The sequence below is a fragment of the Streptomyces sp. NPDC027185 genome, from assembly GCF_055567035.1.
Genome location: NZ_JBVHRF010000003.1, coordinates 231,667 through 249,188 on the forward strand (window position 1 = coordinate 231,667; position 17,522 = coordinate 249,188).

At 65.4% G+C, this 17,522-nt stretch carries 18 protein-coding genes and 1 tRNA gene; 17 read left to right on the forward strand and 2 right to left on the reverse strand.

The window, feature by feature from the left end; all coding sequences use genetic code 11:
• The first annotated feature begins 17 nt into the window (after positions 1-17).
• The 13 genes from ACZ4M8_RS11380 to ACZ4M8_RS11440 all read left to right on the forward strand — a co-directional run bounded on the left by ACZ4M8_RS11380 (position 18) and on the right by ACZ4M8_RS11440 (position 13,687).
• On the forward strand, positions 18-1,448 hold the full coding sequence (locus tag ACZ4M8_RS11380; protein ID WP_467605732.1) for a phage portal protein: 1,431 nt from the start codon (positions 18-20) through the stop codon (positions 1,446-1,448).
• 62 nt (positions 1,449-1,510) lie between these two features.
• The gene (locus ACZ4M8_RS11385; protein WP_467605734.1) at positions 1,511-2,377 is read left to right on the forward strand and encodes a VG15 protein; all 867 of its coding nucleotides are present in this window, start codon (positions 1,511-1,513) and stop codon (positions 2,375-2,377) included.
• Between the two features lie 63 nt (positions 2,378-2,440).
• Positions 2,441-3,037, forward strand: coding sequence for a hypothetical protein (locus ACZ4M8_RS11390; RefSeq protein WP_467605736.1), 597 nt, complete (start codon positions 2,441-2,443; stop codon positions 3,035-3,037).
• Positions 3,038-3,133: 96 nt separating this feature from the next.
• Positions 3,134-3,430: a hypothetical protein gene (locus ACZ4M8_RS11395; protein ID WP_467605738.1), complete on the forward strand. Its 297-nt coding sequence runs from the start codon at positions 3,134-3,136 to the stop codon at positions 3,428-3,430.
• The gene (locus ACZ4M8_RS11400; protein WP_467605741.1) at positions 3,427-4,008 is read left to right on the forward strand and encodes a deoxynucleotide monophosphate kinase family protein; all 582 of its coding nucleotides are present in this window, start codon (positions 3,427-3,429) and stop codon (positions 4,006-4,008) included. The genes ACZ4M8_RS11395 and ACZ4M8_RS11400 overlap by 4 nt, the downstream gene beginning before the upstream one ends.
• A 138-nt stretch (positions 4,009-4,146) precedes the next feature.
• Positions 4,147-4,980, forward strand: a complete 834-nt coding sequence (locus ACZ4M8_RS11405) for a hypothetical protein (protein WP_467605743.1) — start codon at positions 4,147-4,149, stop codon at positions 4,978-4,980.
• An 85-nt stretch (positions 4,981-5,065) separates the two neighbouring features.
• A complete protein-coding gene (locus ACZ4M8_RS11410; RefSeq protein ID WP_467605745.1) occupies positions 5,066-5,761 on the forward strand; it encodes a recombination directionality factor in 696 nt (231 codons plus the stop codon).
• A gap of 60 nt (positions 5,762-5,821) precedes the next feature.
• Complete coding sequence (locus ACZ4M8_RS11415; protein WP_467605748.1) at positions 5,822-6,832, forward strand: DNA cytosine methyltransferase; 1,011 nt, start codon at positions 5,822-5,824, stop codon at positions 6,830-6,832.
• A gap of 77 nt (positions 6,833-6,909) precedes the next feature.
• On the forward strand, positions 6,910-7,098 hold the full coding sequence (locus ACZ4M8_RS11420; RefSeq protein WP_467605750.1) for a hypothetical protein: 189 nt from the start codon (positions 6,910-6,912) through the stop codon (positions 7,096-7,098).
• Between the two features lie 244 nt (positions 7,099-7,342).
• On the forward strand, positions 7,343-7,864 hold the full coding sequence (locus ACZ4M8_RS11425; protein ID WP_467605752.1) for a hypothetical protein: 522 nt from the start codon (positions 7,343-7,345) through the stop codon (positions 7,862-7,864).
• 156 nt (positions 7,865-8,020) lie between these two features.
• Positions 8,021-10,288, forward strand: coding sequence for a phage/plasmid primase, P4 family (locus ACZ4M8_RS11430; RefSeq protein ID WP_467605754.1), 2,268 nt, complete (start codon positions 8,021-8,023; stop codon positions 10,286-10,288).
• 68 nt (positions 10,289-10,356) lie between these two features.
• A complete protein-coding gene (locus ACZ4M8_RS11435) occupies positions 10,357-12,210 on the forward strand; it encodes a DNA polymerase (protein ID WP_467605757.1) in 1,854 nt (617 codons plus the stop codon).
• Positions 12,211-12,664: 454 nt separating this feature from the next.
• Positions 12,665-13,687 (forward strand): sigma-70 family RNA polymerase sigma factor, encoded by a 1,023-nt coding sequence (locus tag ACZ4M8_RS11440; protein ID WP_467605760.1) that lies wholly within the window; start codon positions 12,665-12,667, stop codon positions 13,685-13,687.
• 699 nt (positions 13,688-14,386) lie between these two features.
• Here ACZ4M8_RS11440 and ACZ4M8_RS11445 read toward each other — a convergent pair.
• On the reverse strand, positions 14,387-14,587 hold the full coding sequence (locus ACZ4M8_RS11445; RefSeq protein WP_467605762.1) for a DUF397 domain-containing protein: 201 nt from the start codon (positions 14,585-14,587) through the stop codon (positions 14,387-14,389).
• Entirely contained in the window at positions 14,584-15,420 is an 837-nt protein-coding gene (locus ACZ4M8_RS11450; RefSeq protein WP_467605763.1) for a helix-turn-helix domain-containing protein, read from the reverse strand. The genes ACZ4M8_RS11445 and ACZ4M8_RS11450 overlap by 4 nt, the downstream gene beginning before the upstream one ends.
• 606 nt (positions 15,421-16,026) lie before the next feature.
• Here ACZ4M8_RS11450 and ACZ4M8_RS11455 point away from each other — a divergent pair.
• From ACZ4M8_RS11455 to ACZ4M8_RS11470, 4 genes are all read left to right on the forward strand, one after another.
• Positions 16,027-16,455 (forward strand): hypothetical protein, encoded by a 429-nt coding sequence (locus ACZ4M8_RS11455; protein ID WP_467605766.1) that lies wholly within the window; start codon positions 16,027-16,029, stop codon positions 16,453-16,455.
• Positions 16,452-16,622 carry a hypothetical protein gene (locus ACZ4M8_RS11460; protein ID WP_467605767.1) on the forward strand — a complete coding sequence of 57 codons (171 nt, stop codon included), beginning with the start codon at positions 16,452-16,454 and terminating at the stop codon, positions 16,620-16,622. Before ACZ4M8_RS11455 ends, ACZ4M8_RS11460 begins: the two co-directional genes overlap by 4 nt.
• A gap of 584 nt (positions 16,623-17,206) precedes the next feature.
• Entirely contained in the window at positions 17,207-17,368 is a 162-nt protein-coding gene (locus ACZ4M8_RS11465; RefSeq protein WP_450959183.1) for a hypothetical protein, read from the forward strand.
• A gap of 53 nt (positions 17,369-17,421) precedes the next feature.
• Positions 17,422-17,519 (forward strand) — tRNA-OTHER (locus ACZ4M8_RS11470).
• Positions 17,520-17,522: the final 3 nt, after the last annotated feature.

The window sequence follows — 17,522 nt, forward strand, 5'->3', positions numbered from 1 at the left end:
TGCCCGGGAGGGGGAGCATGGCGGAAACCCCGCTACAGATGACGGTCCGGCTCCGCGCGAAGATCGAGCGACGCGAGAACTACGCCCGCAAGTGGTCGGACGCGTACGAGGGCAAACGCCCGTTGCTGTTCGCGTCACCCGAGTTCAACGCGCAAGCCGGCGGACTGTTCAAGGACTTTTCCGATAACTGGTGTGCGGCCGTGCCGGATGCCACCGTTGAACGGCTCATGCCGATTGCGTTCCGTCTGGAGGACGGGACCGTTGATAAGGCTGCCGGTAAGGCATGGCGCAAGTCTGAATGTGATGTTGAGATTGGTCTAGCGCTCTTGGAAGCGCTCATTACGGGCCGCTCGTATGCGCTGGTGTGGAAGCCGGACGGCATCAACGCCGAAATTACGTTTGAGCACGCGGCTAACGCCATTGTCGAGTATGTCCCTGGTCGTCGTCGGCTCCGCGCTGCGGGGCTCAAGGCATGGCGGGACGGGCAATGGGAGTTCGCCACGCTGTTTACCCCGGACATGGTGTACCGGTGGCAGCGCAAGGGCCGTAGCCATGAGTGGACCGGGCGCACGGTCGGGCTGTCCCGCGGTGAGCCCTCGCACATCAAGAACCCGCTTGGGGTCGTGCCCCTGGTTGAACTCCCGAACCGCTCACGGCTGCACGGAAAGCCGCGTTCTGAGCTGGTGACCGTGCTTCCGCTACAGGATGCGGTCAACACGCTGCGGGCGCACATGATGACCGCCTCAGACGGTCTCGCGCTTCCGGCTCGGGCAATCCTCGGTATGGACCGGCCCGTTCGGGAAATCGTGGACCCGGAGTCCGGGGAAGTTGTCGGCGAGGAAGACGAGCCGATAGACAAGTTCCGATCGGACCGTCTGCTGTGGCTGGAGAAGGAAGGCGCATCCATTGCCGAGTTCTCCGCCGCAGACCTAGACAACTATCTGCGGGTCATCACAAAGGCAGTGGAGCACATTGCCGCGCAGACCCGCACACCCGCCACGTATCTAACGGGGCAGCTCATCAACGTGAGCGCGGACGCGCTTGCCGCTTCGGAAGCTGGTCTAGTGGCCAAGGTGACCGAGCGGCAACGGCAGTTCGGTGCCGCGCTCCGCGAAGTGATGCGGCTGGAAGCGCTGGCAGCCGGAGAGGATAAGAGGGCAGCTTCCCTCGCTCTTGGAACGGTGGTGTGGCGTGACCCGCAGTTCCGTTCCGACTCGCAATATTCAGATGCACTGGTGAAGCTCAAAGCCATCGGTGTCCCGGATGAAGCCCTTTGGGAGCGGATCCCGGGGGTCACCCCGGACGAAATCACCCGGTGGAAGTCCATGCGGGACGACCAGGCAAGCGCGATCCTCGGCGGGAACGTCGCTGCGCTGTACGGACCGAAACCGCCCGAGGGCGACCAGGGCGAGGACGAGCCCGCGGACGAGCTGCCGGGCGCCGCGTAGTGGCGGACGGGGGCACGCTCGCTCAGGCCCGGTACGCAGAGGTACAGGGCATCACGAGGGGCGTGGTGAAGGCCGTGCACGCGCTGTGGCGGGACGTGTCCCCCGACCGCATCCTGTCCGCGATGCGGGGGGAGACCGGGCGGCAGATCCTCGCCGCGGTGACCGTCGGGCAGCTCTCCGCCGCACGGGGTGCCCAACTATTCGTCGGCGCGTGCATGGCGGGTCAAGGCGCTGCTGCGGCCCCGCTCGGCGTGCTCGACCCGGCAGCCCTGGTCGGTGCGGCGTCGGACGGGCGTCTGCTCGGCACGCTGCTGCAACTGCCCGCTATCACCACGGCTCGGGCGCTGGCAGCCGGCGAAAGCCCCGAACGTGCGGCGGCCCGGGGACTTACTCAAATGGCCATGATGACGGCGACGCAGATAGCGGACACGTCCCGCACGGCGGCGTCGGTCGCCATGGCAGTGCACCCGCGCTGTGTGTCGTACGTCCGTGTGGTGCGGCTGCCCGCGTGCATGCGGTGCATCGTCCTCGCCGGTCGTCAGTACGCGTACTCGACCGGCTTCAAGCGGCATCCGCGCTGTGACTGCGGCATGGAGCCGATGACCGATGGCCAGTGGCGCGCGAGCAAGACACCGGAGGAACTGTTCGCCAGGATGAGCCCCGACGAGCAGCGGAATCGGCTCGGGGCCGCCGGGGTCAAGGCACTGGAGAACGGGGCTGATCTCGGGCAGCTCGTCAACGCCCGGCGCGGCATGGCAACCGCGGTGACCGGCCGGGGCCCGATGAAGGTCACGACCGAGGGCACGACGAAACGCGGTATCGGCGGTAAGGCGCTGAACACCAACTTCCACAAGCCCCCCCGGGGCCCGGTACGAGCGGGCCGGGGAGGCACGTCTCATGCCGGAGACCATTTTCAAACTCGCCGGTGACAACCGGGAGCACCAGATAGCGATGCTCCGGAAGCACGGCTACATCACGTAGGAGGGGCGCACATGCCCGAGAACCTGAACCCGAACCCGCACCCCACCGGCCCGGACGAGCCGACCGGAGAGGGCGACCAGGGCGTGCAGCCGACGAGCGGCGACGAGCGCCAGGACGACCCCGCGAAGACTGGCGAGGGCGACCAGGGCGACGCTGCGGCCGAGCTGTCCGCCGAGCGCGCTGCCCGAGCTGCCGCTGAGAAGCGAGCCGACGATGCCGAGAAGGAAGCGGCCCGGCTCCGTCGCTCGAACGCCCGGGGCACTGACCTTGAGGCACTGCGCGCGGAAATCCGAGCCGAGTTCGCGGGGCAGCTCGTCCGCGCCGAACTCCGCGCTGCCGCTGCTGGCCGGCTCCGTGATCCTGCGGACGCCCTCGCCCTGGTGGACGCATCCGCCCTGGTCGGCGCGGGAGGCGAACCGGACCCGGCCGCCATCGGTGCCGCCGTGGACCAGCTCGTCAAGAACAAGCCGTACCTTGCCGCCGAGCCGGCTCCGGCCGGGCCCGTCCCGTGGGGCGACGTGGGGGCCGGACAGCGCGGAACGAGCGACCCCGCCGACGACGAGCCGATGACCGCGTACGAGCGACTTCGGCGCGTGCACCGCAACTAACCCTGGCGTTCCGCCTCCCTAGCAGACGCGTTCATTCTGCGGGCTTCCCGAATATCGGGCGGCCCATTTTTATGCCCAGAATCAGGAGAATTCTAAATGGCACTTACTCTTTCCGAGGCTGCCAAGCTCAGCACGACAGATCTTCAGCGGGGCGTTATCGAGACGTTCGTTCAGGAGTCCCCGATCCTGGACCGACTCCCCCTCATTGTCCCTGACCTCCCGTCCGCGCTCATCCTCGGACTTGCCGCGGCGGTGCTCGGTACCGGTGAGGCGGTGCAGCGGACCGAGGACAAGAAGACCGCCGGGGCCGGCGAGGGCATCGAGGACGGGCGCCAGGACGACCAGGCCGACGCCATCGACGAGCGCCAGGACGACGACCAGGCCGCCGCGTGACGTACCGACATGTGGCCCTGATGGGCCGCGCCGGCTCCGGTAAGGACACGGTCGGCGCGCGGCTCGTGAGCCGGTTCGCGTTCGTCCGGGTGGCGTTCGCGGAACCGCTGCGGGCCCTCGCGCTGTCCGTAGACCCCATCGTTGCCAGCGAGCCGACCGGATACGGGCCACTCCCGCTCCGGCTGTCGGACGTGGTGCGCCGCGAAGGGTGGGACACCGCGAAGCAGCGCCCGGAAGCGCGCCGGACATTGCAGCGGCTCGGACAGGGAGTCCGCGACCACGACGCGCGCCATTGGCTCCGCGCCGCCCTCGCCAAGCTCGACGTAGCCGACCGGTGGGGGCTGCCCGTCGTCGTAACGGACTGCCGGTACGAGAACGAGGCCGAGGCACTGCGGGCGCGGGGCGCGCTGCTGGTCCGTGTAGAGCGTCCTGGAGATCACGGCCCGAACGGCGCGGAACAGCGCGGGCACCCGTCGGAAACCGAGCTGGACGACTTCCCCGCGGACGCCGTGCTGACGAACGGCGGAACCGTCGCCGAGCTGCACGCACTTGCTGATCAGCTTGCCGTACCGCGCTGATCAGCGCGAGGCGATGACGGGATGACGAAATGACTCCCTCTTTGGTTTTCTCTCTAATTTTTTAGACGCATACCAAAAAAGGGTCTGAACCGTCATCCCGTCATCCCTCGCTGACCAACCAACAACTGAGGGGAACAGATGGCCGGAGCGATTCGGACTATCCGCCGTGGGGGCTCCCGCTTCTACGTAGACCCGCAGACCGCCGACAAGATGCCGGGAGTTACCAGCATCATCGGGATGCTTCCCAAGCCGTTTCTTGTCTGGTGGGCTGCCCGCATGACCGCGGAAGCGGCCGTGTCGAATTTGCCCGCGGTGGCGTCGATCGCCGAGCGGGATGAAGCGGGCGCCGTGGACTATCTGCGGACCGCGCATTCGCGGTACACCAAGAAACGGGCCCGTATCGGCAGCGAGGCGCACGACCTTTTTGAAAGGATGATCCGGGGCGAGGCCATCGGCCGCGTGCACCCGGATCTAGAGCCGTACCGCGCGGGGTTCGCTGAGTTCCTGGACGTGGTGCGCCCCGAACTGATGCGTGCGGAAGACGTGGCATGGTCGGACGAGCATCATTATGCGGGAAGTTTTGACGCCATTATCCGCGTGCGGCTCGGCGAGGACGGAAAGCCCGACCATGAAAACGGTACGTGGCACACGCTCATCGTTGATTGGAAGACTTCCAAGTCTATCTATGCGGATGTGGCACTTCAGATGAGTGCCTACGCTCACGCGGATCGGATCATTTCCCCGGAAGGCGTTTCAGAGCCCATGCCGGAACTCGATGGTGCGGCGGTTCTGCACATCACCCCGGACGGTTGGACCTTTAAGCCGGTCCGCATCGATAACGAGATATTCGGGGTGTTCCTGACGCTGATGCGTGTATTCGACTGGGACCGCGAACTCTCCAAGACCGTGCTTGGCCGTGTGATCGCGCAGAGCGCGGGCCGGCTCGTGACCGGCACACAGCGGCGCGCATAACTAAAAAGCATCACCAGAGAACTCCGGGCGGAGCCGCGTGCGAGCGGTCCGCCCTTTTTCATGCCCAAAATCAGGGGGATTCAACATGGCGCTGCGCATTTTCGAGACCGACCCGGAAGCGATGCCGAAGAACGCGTTCACCGACGACACCGTTGGGCGCTTCCACTCGGGCCGTGCTGTCAATGGAGTGCCGGAAGCACTCGGCGAGTGGAAGGTGACGACGGGGGACCCGGACGTTGCGGCGGCTATTGCTCACCTCATGGGCGGGGCTCCGGTCGAGACCGATTCCCCGTCGGAGAATTTCATCGAGGTTCTGACGGATGCCAAGCGTGTGAAGGTCGTACTTTCCGGCCCGGAAGCGATTACATCTGACATGAAGCTGTGGAACGGCCCTAGCCTGATCCACCACTGCGATGGTGTGGAGTTCCTTTCGCCGGACGAGGACCGGGGTAAGGCGTGTGGCTGCCCCGTGCTGATGGAAGACCGCAAGGCTGCCGCAAAGACCAAGCGCGGACCGTCTCCCAGCATTTCGGTTCTGTTCCGTCTCGCTGACGATTACGACCTGGGGGTTTTTCGTTTTCAGACGGGCTCTTGGAAGCTTGCCGAAGTTCTGCACGAGATCGGCAACGCACTGGACAAGGTCGATGGTGAAGCCCTCGCCGAACTTTCCATTGAACTAGTGGAGTACACCACCAAGAAGGGCCGGGACGTTTCGTATTTCAAGCCGGTCGTAAAGGTTCTCAAGTCCTGGAATGACGCCGTGGCCGAGCCGAAGCTCTAGCCGGCGGACGGGCGGGGCTCCGGTGCTGCATCGCTCCGGAGCCCCTGACCAGGGGGAACGATGCCCATTCTTGAACTCTGCGCGGGTTACGGGGGGCTCGGGCTCGCCGTGGAACGACTCACCGGGGACACCGTGGAATACGTCGCGGAAATAGATCCCGCGGCGTCCGAAATCCTCACCACCCGATACCCGCACGCCCCGAATCTCGGGGACATCACAGAAATCGACTGGCACGCCCTTACGGGGGACGTGACCACCATTACGGCCGGTTTCCCGTGCCAGGACATTTCCATTGCAGGGAGAGGCGGGGGAATCAATGGCACACGCTCGGGAATCTGGCAGAACGTCGCCGACGCAGTTCGCATCATACGACCGGAAATCGTCTTTCTGGAAAACGTCTCTGTCATCCGACGGCGAGGACTCCCGGAAGTTCTCGGGTCTCTGGCCGAGAGCGGGTATGACGCGAAATGGTGCTGCTACCGCGCTTCCGGGATTGGAGCCGCACACCATCGGGACAGATGGTTTTGTGTCGCCGTTCCTCAAGACGCCAACGGCGAATCTTGGGCGAAATGGCGGCGCGCAGCATCCGATGAAACGGCTTGGAAAAACCCCATCCGCGGGGGGGGGGGGGGGGGTAGGAAGCCTCAACCGCACGCCTCCACACTGGCCGACGAAGTTTGTTTTCTACTTCCCTACTCCGACGGCATCCGACGCGACGGGCGGCCCCGGGAACTCTCCGAAACGGACCGGTGGCATGAATCTGCGGACAGTGGTCATTCGCCTTCCGCATGGTGGGGCGAATACCTCCCCGTCATCCGCCGATGGGAAGAAATAACCGGCTATCCGGCCCCGGCGCCAACAGAAATCGGTCCCCGTGGAGGGATCCGAGTAACGGCCCAATTCGCGGAATGGCTCATGGGGCTCACACCCGGATGGGTAACCGGCATTTCCGGACTCACCCGCCGGGACCACTTGCGCGCCATCGGTAATGGCGTGGCACCGGCACAGGCATTCGCCGCGTACCGGCATCTACTGACGTACCAGGGGGGTATATGGGAAAGCGCGGTGTAGTCACGGACTACAGCGGAGATGAAATTTATCGCGGGGATTTGATCGCCTACGCGGCACGGCAGGGGAACCGTGTGCGTATGGCTGACGCCATCATCGAAAAGGTAACGGCGAAGCTGGTCGATGGACGGTTGCGCGCCATGCTCCGTGTCATCCCGACCGGGGCGGAGTCGGGTTTCACCAAGCGCCGATCCCTCCGTAAGGAGTGGATTTCCGCCGAGCACGTCCGGCTGGTCATGCCGGACGTAACCGGAGAGCGCGACGCGTAACAGCACGGCACAGAAAGGGCCGATCGTACCCGTGGGGTGTGGTCGGCCCTTTCGCATGGGGGAACAGTGGAAATCTCTATCTCGGCCAAGTCGGGTCCGCCGCTCGGCGACGTGCGGGCCCTCGGCCCCGGGGACACGGTGCGCCTGCACCCCGACTACCGGAATCACCAGGACTGGATTCGGTATCTCGCTGCTGCCGCTCACGCTATGGCGCGCGGTGCCCGCGTAGTGCAGGGGGCCCACGGTGGCTAACCCCAACAAGGCCAGGGGTACCGCGTGGGAATCCGCGGTGCGGAACTTCCTCAATTTCCGATTGGGGCTGGTGGACAGTGCCGGAGCATTCCGCGACCCGTTCGACGGAATGAACGTCCGGCGGCCCGCGCAAGAGGGCTCAGCGGATGTGGGCGACGTGCACGCCGCGCCGTTCATCCTCGAATGCAAGGACGTGAAGAACCCGGCCGTCCCCACGTGGCTACGGCAAGCACGAGTGGGAGCCGTGCATGCGGGATTCCCGTTCGGGGTCGTGGTGCACAAGGTGCGCAGGCTCGGCGTGCGCGCGGGACGCGTCCACTTCGACGTACGAACGTGGACCCGGACACGTACGGCCCTCGGGCTGTCCTCGCGCACCATGTCCGAGCGCTACGGGTTCACCGCAACCGTGCGGGGGCTCGACTCCGACCGCTGGTATCTGACGACCGACGTTGAGCGGTTCGCCGCGCTGCTGTCCGATCTGCGGGCGGGGGTGGGCAGCCGTGCTGCTCGCTGACCTGCTCGCCCGGTTCGACCAGGTCACGGAAGAGCCGGCGGCGGTTATACCGCCACGTGCCCCGCACACCAGGACTCGCACCCCTCGCTCCGTATATGGAGGGGGAAGGATCTGAAGGCGCGGCTCACCTGCCGCGCCGGCTGCGATACCGCGGACGTGATCAAGGCTGCCGGGCTGTCCTGGTCAGACCTGTTCGACGTGTCCGGCCCCGGCAACACCGTGTCCGCCGAGCGGCCCGAGCTGATCCCCGCGCGGCTGGTGGCCCCGCTCGCCGCGTACATCGACCGTACATCGGCAGCGCTCGGCAACTACGCGTCCGCGTGGGCCGAGCGTGCTCGGGATTACCTTGCCGACCGGTTCGGTCTCGATGTGGAGACTGCCGCGGAACTCGGTATCGGCGTGGACCCCGGCGACCAGGGCGAGGGCTTCCCCTATCTCTCCAGGCAGTACCGCGCGCATCCCCGTCTGACGGTCCCGCTGTACGGGTGGGACGGTGCCGCGCGGGGGCTCCAGGGGCGGGACCTGTCCGGGGACTGTCCGGCACGGTGGCTGTCCCTGGTCAACCCGCGCAAGCACAGGTGGAGCCCGTACGGCGTGTTCCGCGGGGCGGGTGAGTACGGGACGGTCCTGGTCTGCGAGGGACCAGGGGACGCGCTCACCGCCGTTGCGTGCGGCTATGACGCCGTGGCGATTCGCGGGGCTGCCCTCGTCCGCTCGCCCGAGCTGGTTGCCGAACTTGCTGCGGGTCTGCGGGGCGCGCTCGTCATCCTCGCCGGGGACAACGACACCGCGGGCAGCGGGTTCACTTCCCGGCTCGCCGCGGGACTCGACGAGCACGGAGTGACCGCGTACGCGCTCGAACTTCCCCGCGCTGGTTGGGACTTGACCGATTGGCGCGAGGACGATCCTGCGGGGTTCGCGGCCGAGCTGCACCGCGCCGTCAAGGCTGCCCGCCCCGTACAGGGCTCCGGGGACGCGGTGGCGGAAGCGCGGTCCGCCGAGCTAGCCGAGCGCACCGGGGCCGATGCGGTGACGCGCGACCAGGGCGCCGAAGCAGCGGAAATCCTGGCGCGGCTCGTCGGACAGCTCGGCGAGTCCGACGCGATGAATGCTCACGCGTTGGTGGCGTGGTGCGGGGGCCGAATCAGGTACGCGCCCAGTCTCGGGTTCTATTCCTGGGACGGGCGTATGTGGATCCGCTCGGATACTCGCGTGCGCCAGGAAATCCATCGGATGGGAGCCGCGCTCGTCCTCGCGGGACAGACACAGGCGGCACGCGGTTTCACCATGACCAGCCGAATTGACGCGCTGATGAAGGAACTTAAGTCGGTGCCATCTGTGCGGGTGGAAGCTGTCGATTTCGACAACCGCCCGGACTTGCTCAACTTTCGAAACGGTGTGGTGGACCTGCGAACCGGTCGCATCCGCCCGCACAACATGGGCGACATGCTGACATACGGGCTGGATCTTGAGTACCGGCCCGACGCCGAATGCCGCCGATGGGAATCCTTCCTCACCGAGATCTTCCCCGGCATGCCGGAGATGCCCGCATATATTCAGAGGCTCGTTGGATACGGAATTACGGGGCATGCCACGGAGCAATCCTTCGCCGTCTTCTGGGGGAAGGGATCCAACGGGAAAAGCGTGCTGGTGGATACCCTCACGTCTGTATTCCGCCCCATCACCCGCACGACTCCGTTCAGCACGTTCGAGGTAAAGGGAAGCGGGGGGATTCCCAATGATATTGCTGCGCTCAGGGGAGCTAGATTGGTAATGGCGTCCGAGGGGGAGAACGGGGTGCCCATGTCCGAAGCGATCCTGAAGCGGGTCACGGGGAAGGACGTGATTTCCGCACGATACCTTCGCCGGGAGTTTTTCGAATTCAAGCCGACTTTTCTACTGCTCTTGGCAACTAACTATAAGCCGAAATTTAAGGGCCAGGACGACGGGCTTTGGCGGCGCGTCAAGCTACTGCCCTTCGTGCGGAGGTTCGCGCCGGACGAACGGGACCGCGAGCTAGATACGCGGCTGCTTGCCGAAGCAGAGGGAATCGCTGCGTGGGCGGTCCGCGGGGCGGTCGAGTGGCGCCGGGGCGGACTCCAAGACCCGCAGGTCATCACGGCTGCTTCCCGTGAGTACCGCGAGACCTCGGACCAACTGGCCGGGTTCTTCCCCGGAGTGCTGGAGCGGGCCGACGACGATCAAGTAATGCACGGCACCGACGCTTTCAATTCCTATCTGGAGTGGGCGGAATCTGAGAACTTGCCGGCGCGGGAGCGGTGGACCCGCCGTACTTTCTATGACGCCATGGAAGAACGCGGCGTGTACCGCAGGAAGACGGCGCGCGGTATTGCCCTGGTCGGACTCCGTGCTGCCGATGAAAGCCCCGATGCTGTGAACGGGCCGGGAATATTCGGCACGTAACACCGGCCACTAATGCGGGTCGTCCACCAACACCAGGTGGGCAGCCCGCCTTTCTTTTAGGGGGACAAGTGAAGACGTACCGGCATGAGGTAGCCGGCGAGTCCGTCACCGTGCACGTACCCGAGACCGCCGAGGACTTGGAGGATTTCTGGGAATGGCTGTACCGGGCACGGGAGCGGGGGCCGATTGCGCTGGACACCGAGACAACCGGCCTCGATATCTACTCCCGTGGCTACCGCTTGCGGACCGTGCAATTCGGGGACGAGCGGGACGCGTGGGTTCTGCTGTACGAGCAAGGAGGGCGGCACGCGGAGTCCGCCCGCGAGGCAATGCGCTGTTGCCGTCAAGTGCTCATCCACAACGCCATATTTGATTGGCTCGTCTTGGATGAGCATGCAGACACCCCGTTGGAAGAACTCGCGCCGTGGACAACAGACACCCGCGTACTCGCGGCTCTGATCGATCCGCGGCAGTCCTCCGAGGGCGGCATAGGGACCGGGCTCAAGCCGCTTTCGGCGCATTGGGTGGACCCCGCGGCTCCGGATACTCAGGGCGGGCTTACAAAGGTTTTCAACAGTCTCGGGTTCACGAAAGAAACCGGGTGGGCGGGAATTCCACTCACGCACCCCACCTTTTTGCTCTATGCCGGTCTCGACGTGATCTTTACGGCGCGGCTCGCCCCCGTACTCCGCCGGGAGCTGGGCCGGCTCGGCGTGCGCCCCGAGCTGGTGACGTACGAGCACGAGATAGCGAGGCTCTGCGCGGTCATGCAGCGCCGGGGGCTACTGGTGGACCAGGAGTACGCCGCGCTCCTCGCGGGCCGGCTCACCGAGGAAGCTGAGAAGTACAGCGCCATTGCGGCCCGGTACGGGGTCGTGTCGGTCGGTAGCCCCGCACAGGTGGCGGACGCGCTGTTGGGCATGGGCGAACGGCTCACCGATCGGACCAAGGGCGGAGCCCTCGCCACGGACAAGACGGTTCTCCTCCCGCTCGCCGACCTTGACCGGGACTGGGAACGGATCGGGGCACGCGAACCGAACCCCTTGGCCTACGCGGTACTTCGGGCCAAGCGCGCGGGCAAGTGGGGCAAGACCTACGCGGAAGCGTTCTTGTCCAAGGCATCCGCCGCGGGACGCATACACCCCGCCATTTCGCCGCTCGCCGCACGCACGGGACGGATGAGCGTCACGGCGGGGCTGCACCAGCTCCCGTCATCCGATCACGTGATCCGCCGCGCGATCCTCGCCGAGCCCGGTCACGTAGTGGTCAGCACTGACTTTCAGGCTGTGGAAATGAGGGTTCTTGCCGCCCTCGCCAAGGTGCGCCGTATGTCGGAAGGGTTCGTCAACGGGGGTGACGAGTTGGATATTCACGCCTACACGGCAAGGCTCATCAAGGGCGACAAGGCCACCCCGAGAGACCGAAAGGTATTCAAGGGCGCGGGATTCGGAAAGGTCTACGGCGGCGGCATCACGACCATTGCCAAACAGACCGGCGCCACTGAATCCGAGATTGCGCAAGCGGTCGCCGCGTACGACCAGGCTTTCCCGGAGATCAAACGGGCGTCTTCGCGGTGGCAGCGGCAGGCTTTCCAAAACCGCATGGTGTTCATCTCCGCCACCGGTCGCCGACTCCCGCTTGACCGGGACCGGACTTACAGCGTGGTCAATTATGCCTGTCAGAGTGCGGCGCGGGATCTGCTCGGGCAGGCCATGCTCAATGTCGAGTCAGCCGGATTGCTCGAATACTGCCGCCTTCCAATTCATGACGAGTTGCTGGCATCAGTGCCCGAGCGGGAAGCAATGGAAATTGCCCGAGAGTTTGAGCGGTGCATGACCATGGATCTCTACGGCGTGCCCATCACGGCCGGCGCAGAAATCGGCGGACGATCTTGGGGCAGCCTCTACGGAGCGCCGTACTAACCCGATTCCCGGCGTTCCGGGGCCTCTAGAAATCCGGGCGCTAGATAGCCCGTTTCTTGAGTGGTTGCGCGCCGCAATGTCACGGTGAGGTCTCGTTCTCCATGATCCATTCACATTCGAGTGCTCTGCGTAGCGGAATGGCGTAACGAATTCGCCGACAGTGTTCAAAAGTTGCGAGTGGTGACCTAAACCATCAAGTAAGTGCATGTAGATAACTGAATGCCCGTTTGATCCGCATTGCCGCTCTGTTGGTGCGTACCTACGTTCATTGCCACGCAGCGACACGGCAATGCGCAAGCCCCGTCCTGCTCACCCGGGACGGGGCATTTTCATGCCCGTTTGCAAGGCGCATTGCATAGGGCCATAGGCCCTTTCTAGGGCCCGTGCGCTCCGTTCCGGGAATTCCTCGGCCCCCACAAGGGGCCAAAGACCCCGAGGCACGGAGCGACGGCCCATGACGCACCTTACGCACGCCCAGATTGAATCCGCGAAGAGCGGCGATCTTGACGCCGTATCGGCGATTATCCGCGAAACGGAAGCACTCATTTCATCGCGCGCACGCCACTACGCAGGATCGCACGTTGAGAACGGAAATTCTCTGGCCGAAGAACTCGCGCAGGCGGGCCGGATATCCGTCTGGCAGTGCGTAGAAAAATTCGACGGGGACTCCCCGCAGGCATTCATGGCCTACATGGACCGGCACCTTCGTACGGCAATGCTCGATGCCCTCCGCGCCGAAACTCGGCCCGGTGTGAGTCCGCGCACCGCAAAGGATTTTGAAGCCGCACTGTCCCTCGCCGGAGGTGACCCGTTCGAGGCCGAGCGTATTGCGGCGAGCGAAGAAATGGGAGATCGGAAGATGCGCCCCGAGACGGCGTACGCCGCCCGGATTTCATGGCACGGACTCGACTACCTGGAGCGTCCGTTGGTCCCTGAATTCACCGGTGACGGCGCGCCGTTGGCCGGCCCGCGGACTCTCGCCGAGATGATCGAGCGCGAGACGGGGACCCCCGCCGAGCTGGTCACCTCCGCAGACATCGCCTCCCACCGCCGGACCGTCATCCGGGACCAGGTCCACCGCGCCCTTGGTGCGCTCTCCGAACGTCAGCGGCACGTCCTGAAAGCGGGGTACGGCATCTCGCCCGTCCCGCAGTACCGCCGCGGATCCGATGACGACGAGTTGGCCGCGGACATCGGCGCGACCCGGTACCAGGTGCAGCAGGCGCGCACCAAGGGGGCGAAACGTTTCGCCGAGCTGTACCGGGTGGGGGCCGCGGGCACGGTGACGCTCCCGGCGCACGGCGGCGGAAGGGTAACGGTCGCCCGTTGCGGGGCGTGGCTGGACTACCACGTACGGGACGCCGAGGGGCGAACCGTGGCGACGGTCCGAGTTCGTCGCGGGATGGAAGTCCGACTCCCTCATCCTGCCGAGAGAGTGACGCCAACTCAGGTGACGCGTCCGGAAAGTGGTCACTGAGCGTGATGACTCTCGGATGGCGCGCGCGGCCCCGATCGGGCCGAAAGCAGACCGTCCGTGCGGTTGTATCTCACGTACATACCGGTCACTCCGTCCTGGATGACCATGGAAGTCACCCCGCGAAGGGCATCATGCAAACCGGATGGTCTGGAAATATTCCCGGAATGCTGACTTCCATTCAACCGAATACGTGTACTACGGTCCACGGTATGGCTACACACAGCGATGAGTATCGAGTGCGAACAACGGTGTCCGCACTCGGACGGGGGGCAGCGTGGGGAGCGTGCCCGGAAGTTCCGGAAGTGCTCGGCGAGAACATGATCACGAGTTGTACCGATCTTCGGACGGTCCTGGACTGCCAAGGGCAGATCGTCGCGCGATTGCTCCGCGGGGCCGAGTGGTACTGCGGGCTCCGCGTGCTGGTCCGGGACACCCGTACCGGTGTCCTGGTCGGCTCCGCGGAGTGGCGACGCGGCTGTACGGGGATGTGGGAGCAGTGGGATTCGCCCGTGACCATCTGCGAGTACGGGCAGCATCGCCCCGCCCGGCCCGGCCGCCGGCTAGGGCTCGTCGCATGACGTACGGAGAGCGCGCGGCCCCCGGTGCCGGTGCCGCACTCTGAGTCCGCGGGCACACGAAAGCCCCGCCACTCCACAGGGGAAAGGGTGGCGGGGCTCCGGTGGGGGAGGGGCAGCGGGCTTACGCGTCGGTGTTCCGAGCGAACTCGACGAGCCCGGACCACCCAATGGGGGTCAGCGTGAGGCGCGGGCCGGTCGGTACCTTGCTGTCCCGAACTTGCACCATGCTGTCTGCGGTCCGGAACTCGATGCAGGCTCCGCCCCCATCCTGGTTGCTGTAGCTGGACTTAGTCCAGTCGGACGGCCGCTCGGACGGCTTCATAGTTCCTCCATGCACCTACGGATCAGGCTCGCCGACTCCATGCCTGAGAGCGCCGACGCGCTTACCCCATCGTATGCTCGCCGTAGGTGCCGAACCTTCGCCGGATCCTCGATCACGGCGCCCGTAGCGATCCCTTCCGTGTACGCGAGAACAGCCCCATCAGGCAGAGTCAGGGTAGTCAGCGGGCCGTCCATCAGGCCGTGCGGCTCTGAGTGGAGAGGGAGCACCTGCAACCGAGTGGTCGGGCGGCTGGCGTGTGACAGGAGGTACGCGAGTTGACTGCGCATCACCTCCGGTGTCCCAACGCGCCGTCTGATGACTGACTCGCAGAGAACGACGGTGAGATCCGGGCAGCCGCTTCGGGACAGGATCGCCTGCCGCGCAATCCGGTTCTTTACCCACTTGGACAGCTCCGCATCTGTGGCCCGTGGGTTACCTGCCCGCAGGAGCGTGCGTGCGTAGTTCTCGGTTTGGAGTAGGCCAGGAACCACGGTTGGTGTCCAGTCGGCGATCTCAACGGCGCGTTCTTCCAGCTCGATTCGACGCTTGGCGTAGTCGCTGAACGCAGACTTCAAGATGCGCTCGTACAACCTCTTGAACAGCCCGTCAGTCTTGAAAATCTCGTCCAACCTCGCCGGTACATCAGCCGGGATCGCCCCGACCCCCTCTAGCCGACTCACGGATGCTGGGCTGATTTTCAACTTCTTGCCTAGCTCCGCTTGCGTCATGGGCTTGGGCTCGTACAACTCGCGGGCTTCACGGAGCGCATCCCCGAACAGTCGCCGAGGGTCGTTGTCCTCCGCGTCAACATCGCGCTGCGGGGCCGTCGCCATAGTCGCCTCCAGTCTCGTGAACAAAGCCGTACACGCGAACGAACGCGCTGGCCAGAGAGGTTGGCATATGCAGTGGTATTCACGTGCCTGATTGAGTGCCGAACCCTCTACACATTAGCTGGAGTTCGGGTCAGCCTGAGAGTCCCCCAAGGCGAGGAGAACAGCCGATGAAACGGGCTGCCCGTACGCCGTATCAGGCGTGCAAGGAAGCGGCGGAACAGCTTGACCAGGCGCTGAAGAAGGTAGGCATCATCGCCCCGGCGTCCCGTGTCGTGATCGAGACGTATCCGGATGGCGTCCGGGCGACCCGAGTGGCACCGCCCTTGCTCACGCCCTCGCAGGTGGCGCGGTTGGCGCCCGTCGCAGAGACACCGCGGCGATGAGTGGCACGATCCCGGCGCCTGCCCCTGGCGCCCTCTTCATGGACACCGAGCGCGGACGAGTGGGCGCGTTCCATCGAGAGGCTGACGACCGGTGGGAGCTGCGGGCGGTCGCCGGCCGGGATACGTGGACCGTTGCCCCGTCGGACGCTCGGCCCGCCACGGCCACGGAGCGGTTGCAAGCTGCCAACGCCCGCCTGAACGCGCGGAGTCGGGGGGAGTTGCTGTGACCGGCTACTACGGTGAACTGCGCGCTGAATGGACGCCGGCTGAGGCAGCCGCCGAGTCATGGGTGCTGGCCGTGCGCCGTACGGAGTCGTCGCTTCTCGCGGCCCGCTGGGCACAGGATCGGGCGGGCATCCTCGCGGACCAGCTCGACCCGGATTCAGCGATGTGCCATGCAGAGATCGATGCCCTTCGCGCGTGGGCATCCGACCCCACCGCCGACCGGGTGGCCCAACGGCACATCAAGTCCGGGCAACCCCTGATCGTCGCTGTGCATGACGGGCGGACCACCTACACGCTCGCCGTTTGGCCCGTCCGCCGTCCCTCCGACGAGCACCCCATCGGTCCGCCGGAGCCGATGACTCACCGTATCGGCGGACTGTCCGCTCCGCTGTACGTCGTGGCCGAAGACCCGTGGAGAGTGCGATGACGACTGCCGAGACGGCAACCCGCGCCGGAACCGTCGGGGACGACGTTCTTCGCGTCCACGAACTCACCGGCACCGGCGATCTCCGCCCCAAATGCGGCGCCGGGGACGGCGAGCGCGTCACGGAATGGCTCCGTGCCGTCAACTGCCCGGACTGCCGGACGGCTTAACTCAAACTCCTTTCCGGCCGCCAACTACTCCCCCCGGTAGGCGGTACGGAAAGGGGCCGCCGGTTGGTCATGCCGGCGGGAGCGGGGCCGCTCGCTGGGGGCGGGCGGTCCCGCACTAAGTAACTTTCAAGTCCTGGAGAAGTGAAGTGAGAGAGATGAAGCCCCGCACTCACAAACCGCATTCCAACGGAAATCGCGACCAGGGTACGCGGAGGCGGGAAGCTGAAATCCATGTGCAAGACGCCCGGAACCTGGACTTGCTAATACGGATGTGGGGGCGAACCAAAAGCACGCCCCGGGCTCCGCGCCAGGGAGAGTCATGAGTGCGATCACGACGTCGGTATTCGTGATCCCGGGGGCAAAGGTGTACCACCTCTCCGCGAACTGCGTAGCGCTGGGTGGGTGCCTGACGATCCGCATTGATGTCTGCTCTCTCAAAGAGGCGGTACAGGCGGGTAGAACCGCCTGCCGCATGTGCTGTTCCGCTGTATAAGCTCCCGCCCCGCGATCCCTGACGATTCGGTTTCCCGGGGCGGGCTCCAAATAACACCCGAAAAACAGCTAAGGAAAAAACTATGCCCGACATGAGCGATGACGAATTGTTCGACTCCATCAGGGAACTCGGCGCCGCGCGCAACCAGCTGCATGACCCGAGCATCAGCGACAGTGACCGTGAGGCGAACCAAGTGATCGCCGATGTGACTGCCGCCCGTCTTGCCGCCAATCATCGGGAAGAAAATAACTGAGAGATGCTGCCCGGCCGCCGTACTCTTCGGCGGCCGGCCCTCTGGAACTCCCACCCCTTGTAGCTCAGTCAGGAAGAGCCCCGAAAACCCGCAATTTTGGAGACAAGGTTGCGGCGCGCAGGTGACCCCGGTTCGAGTCCGGGCAAGGGGACTC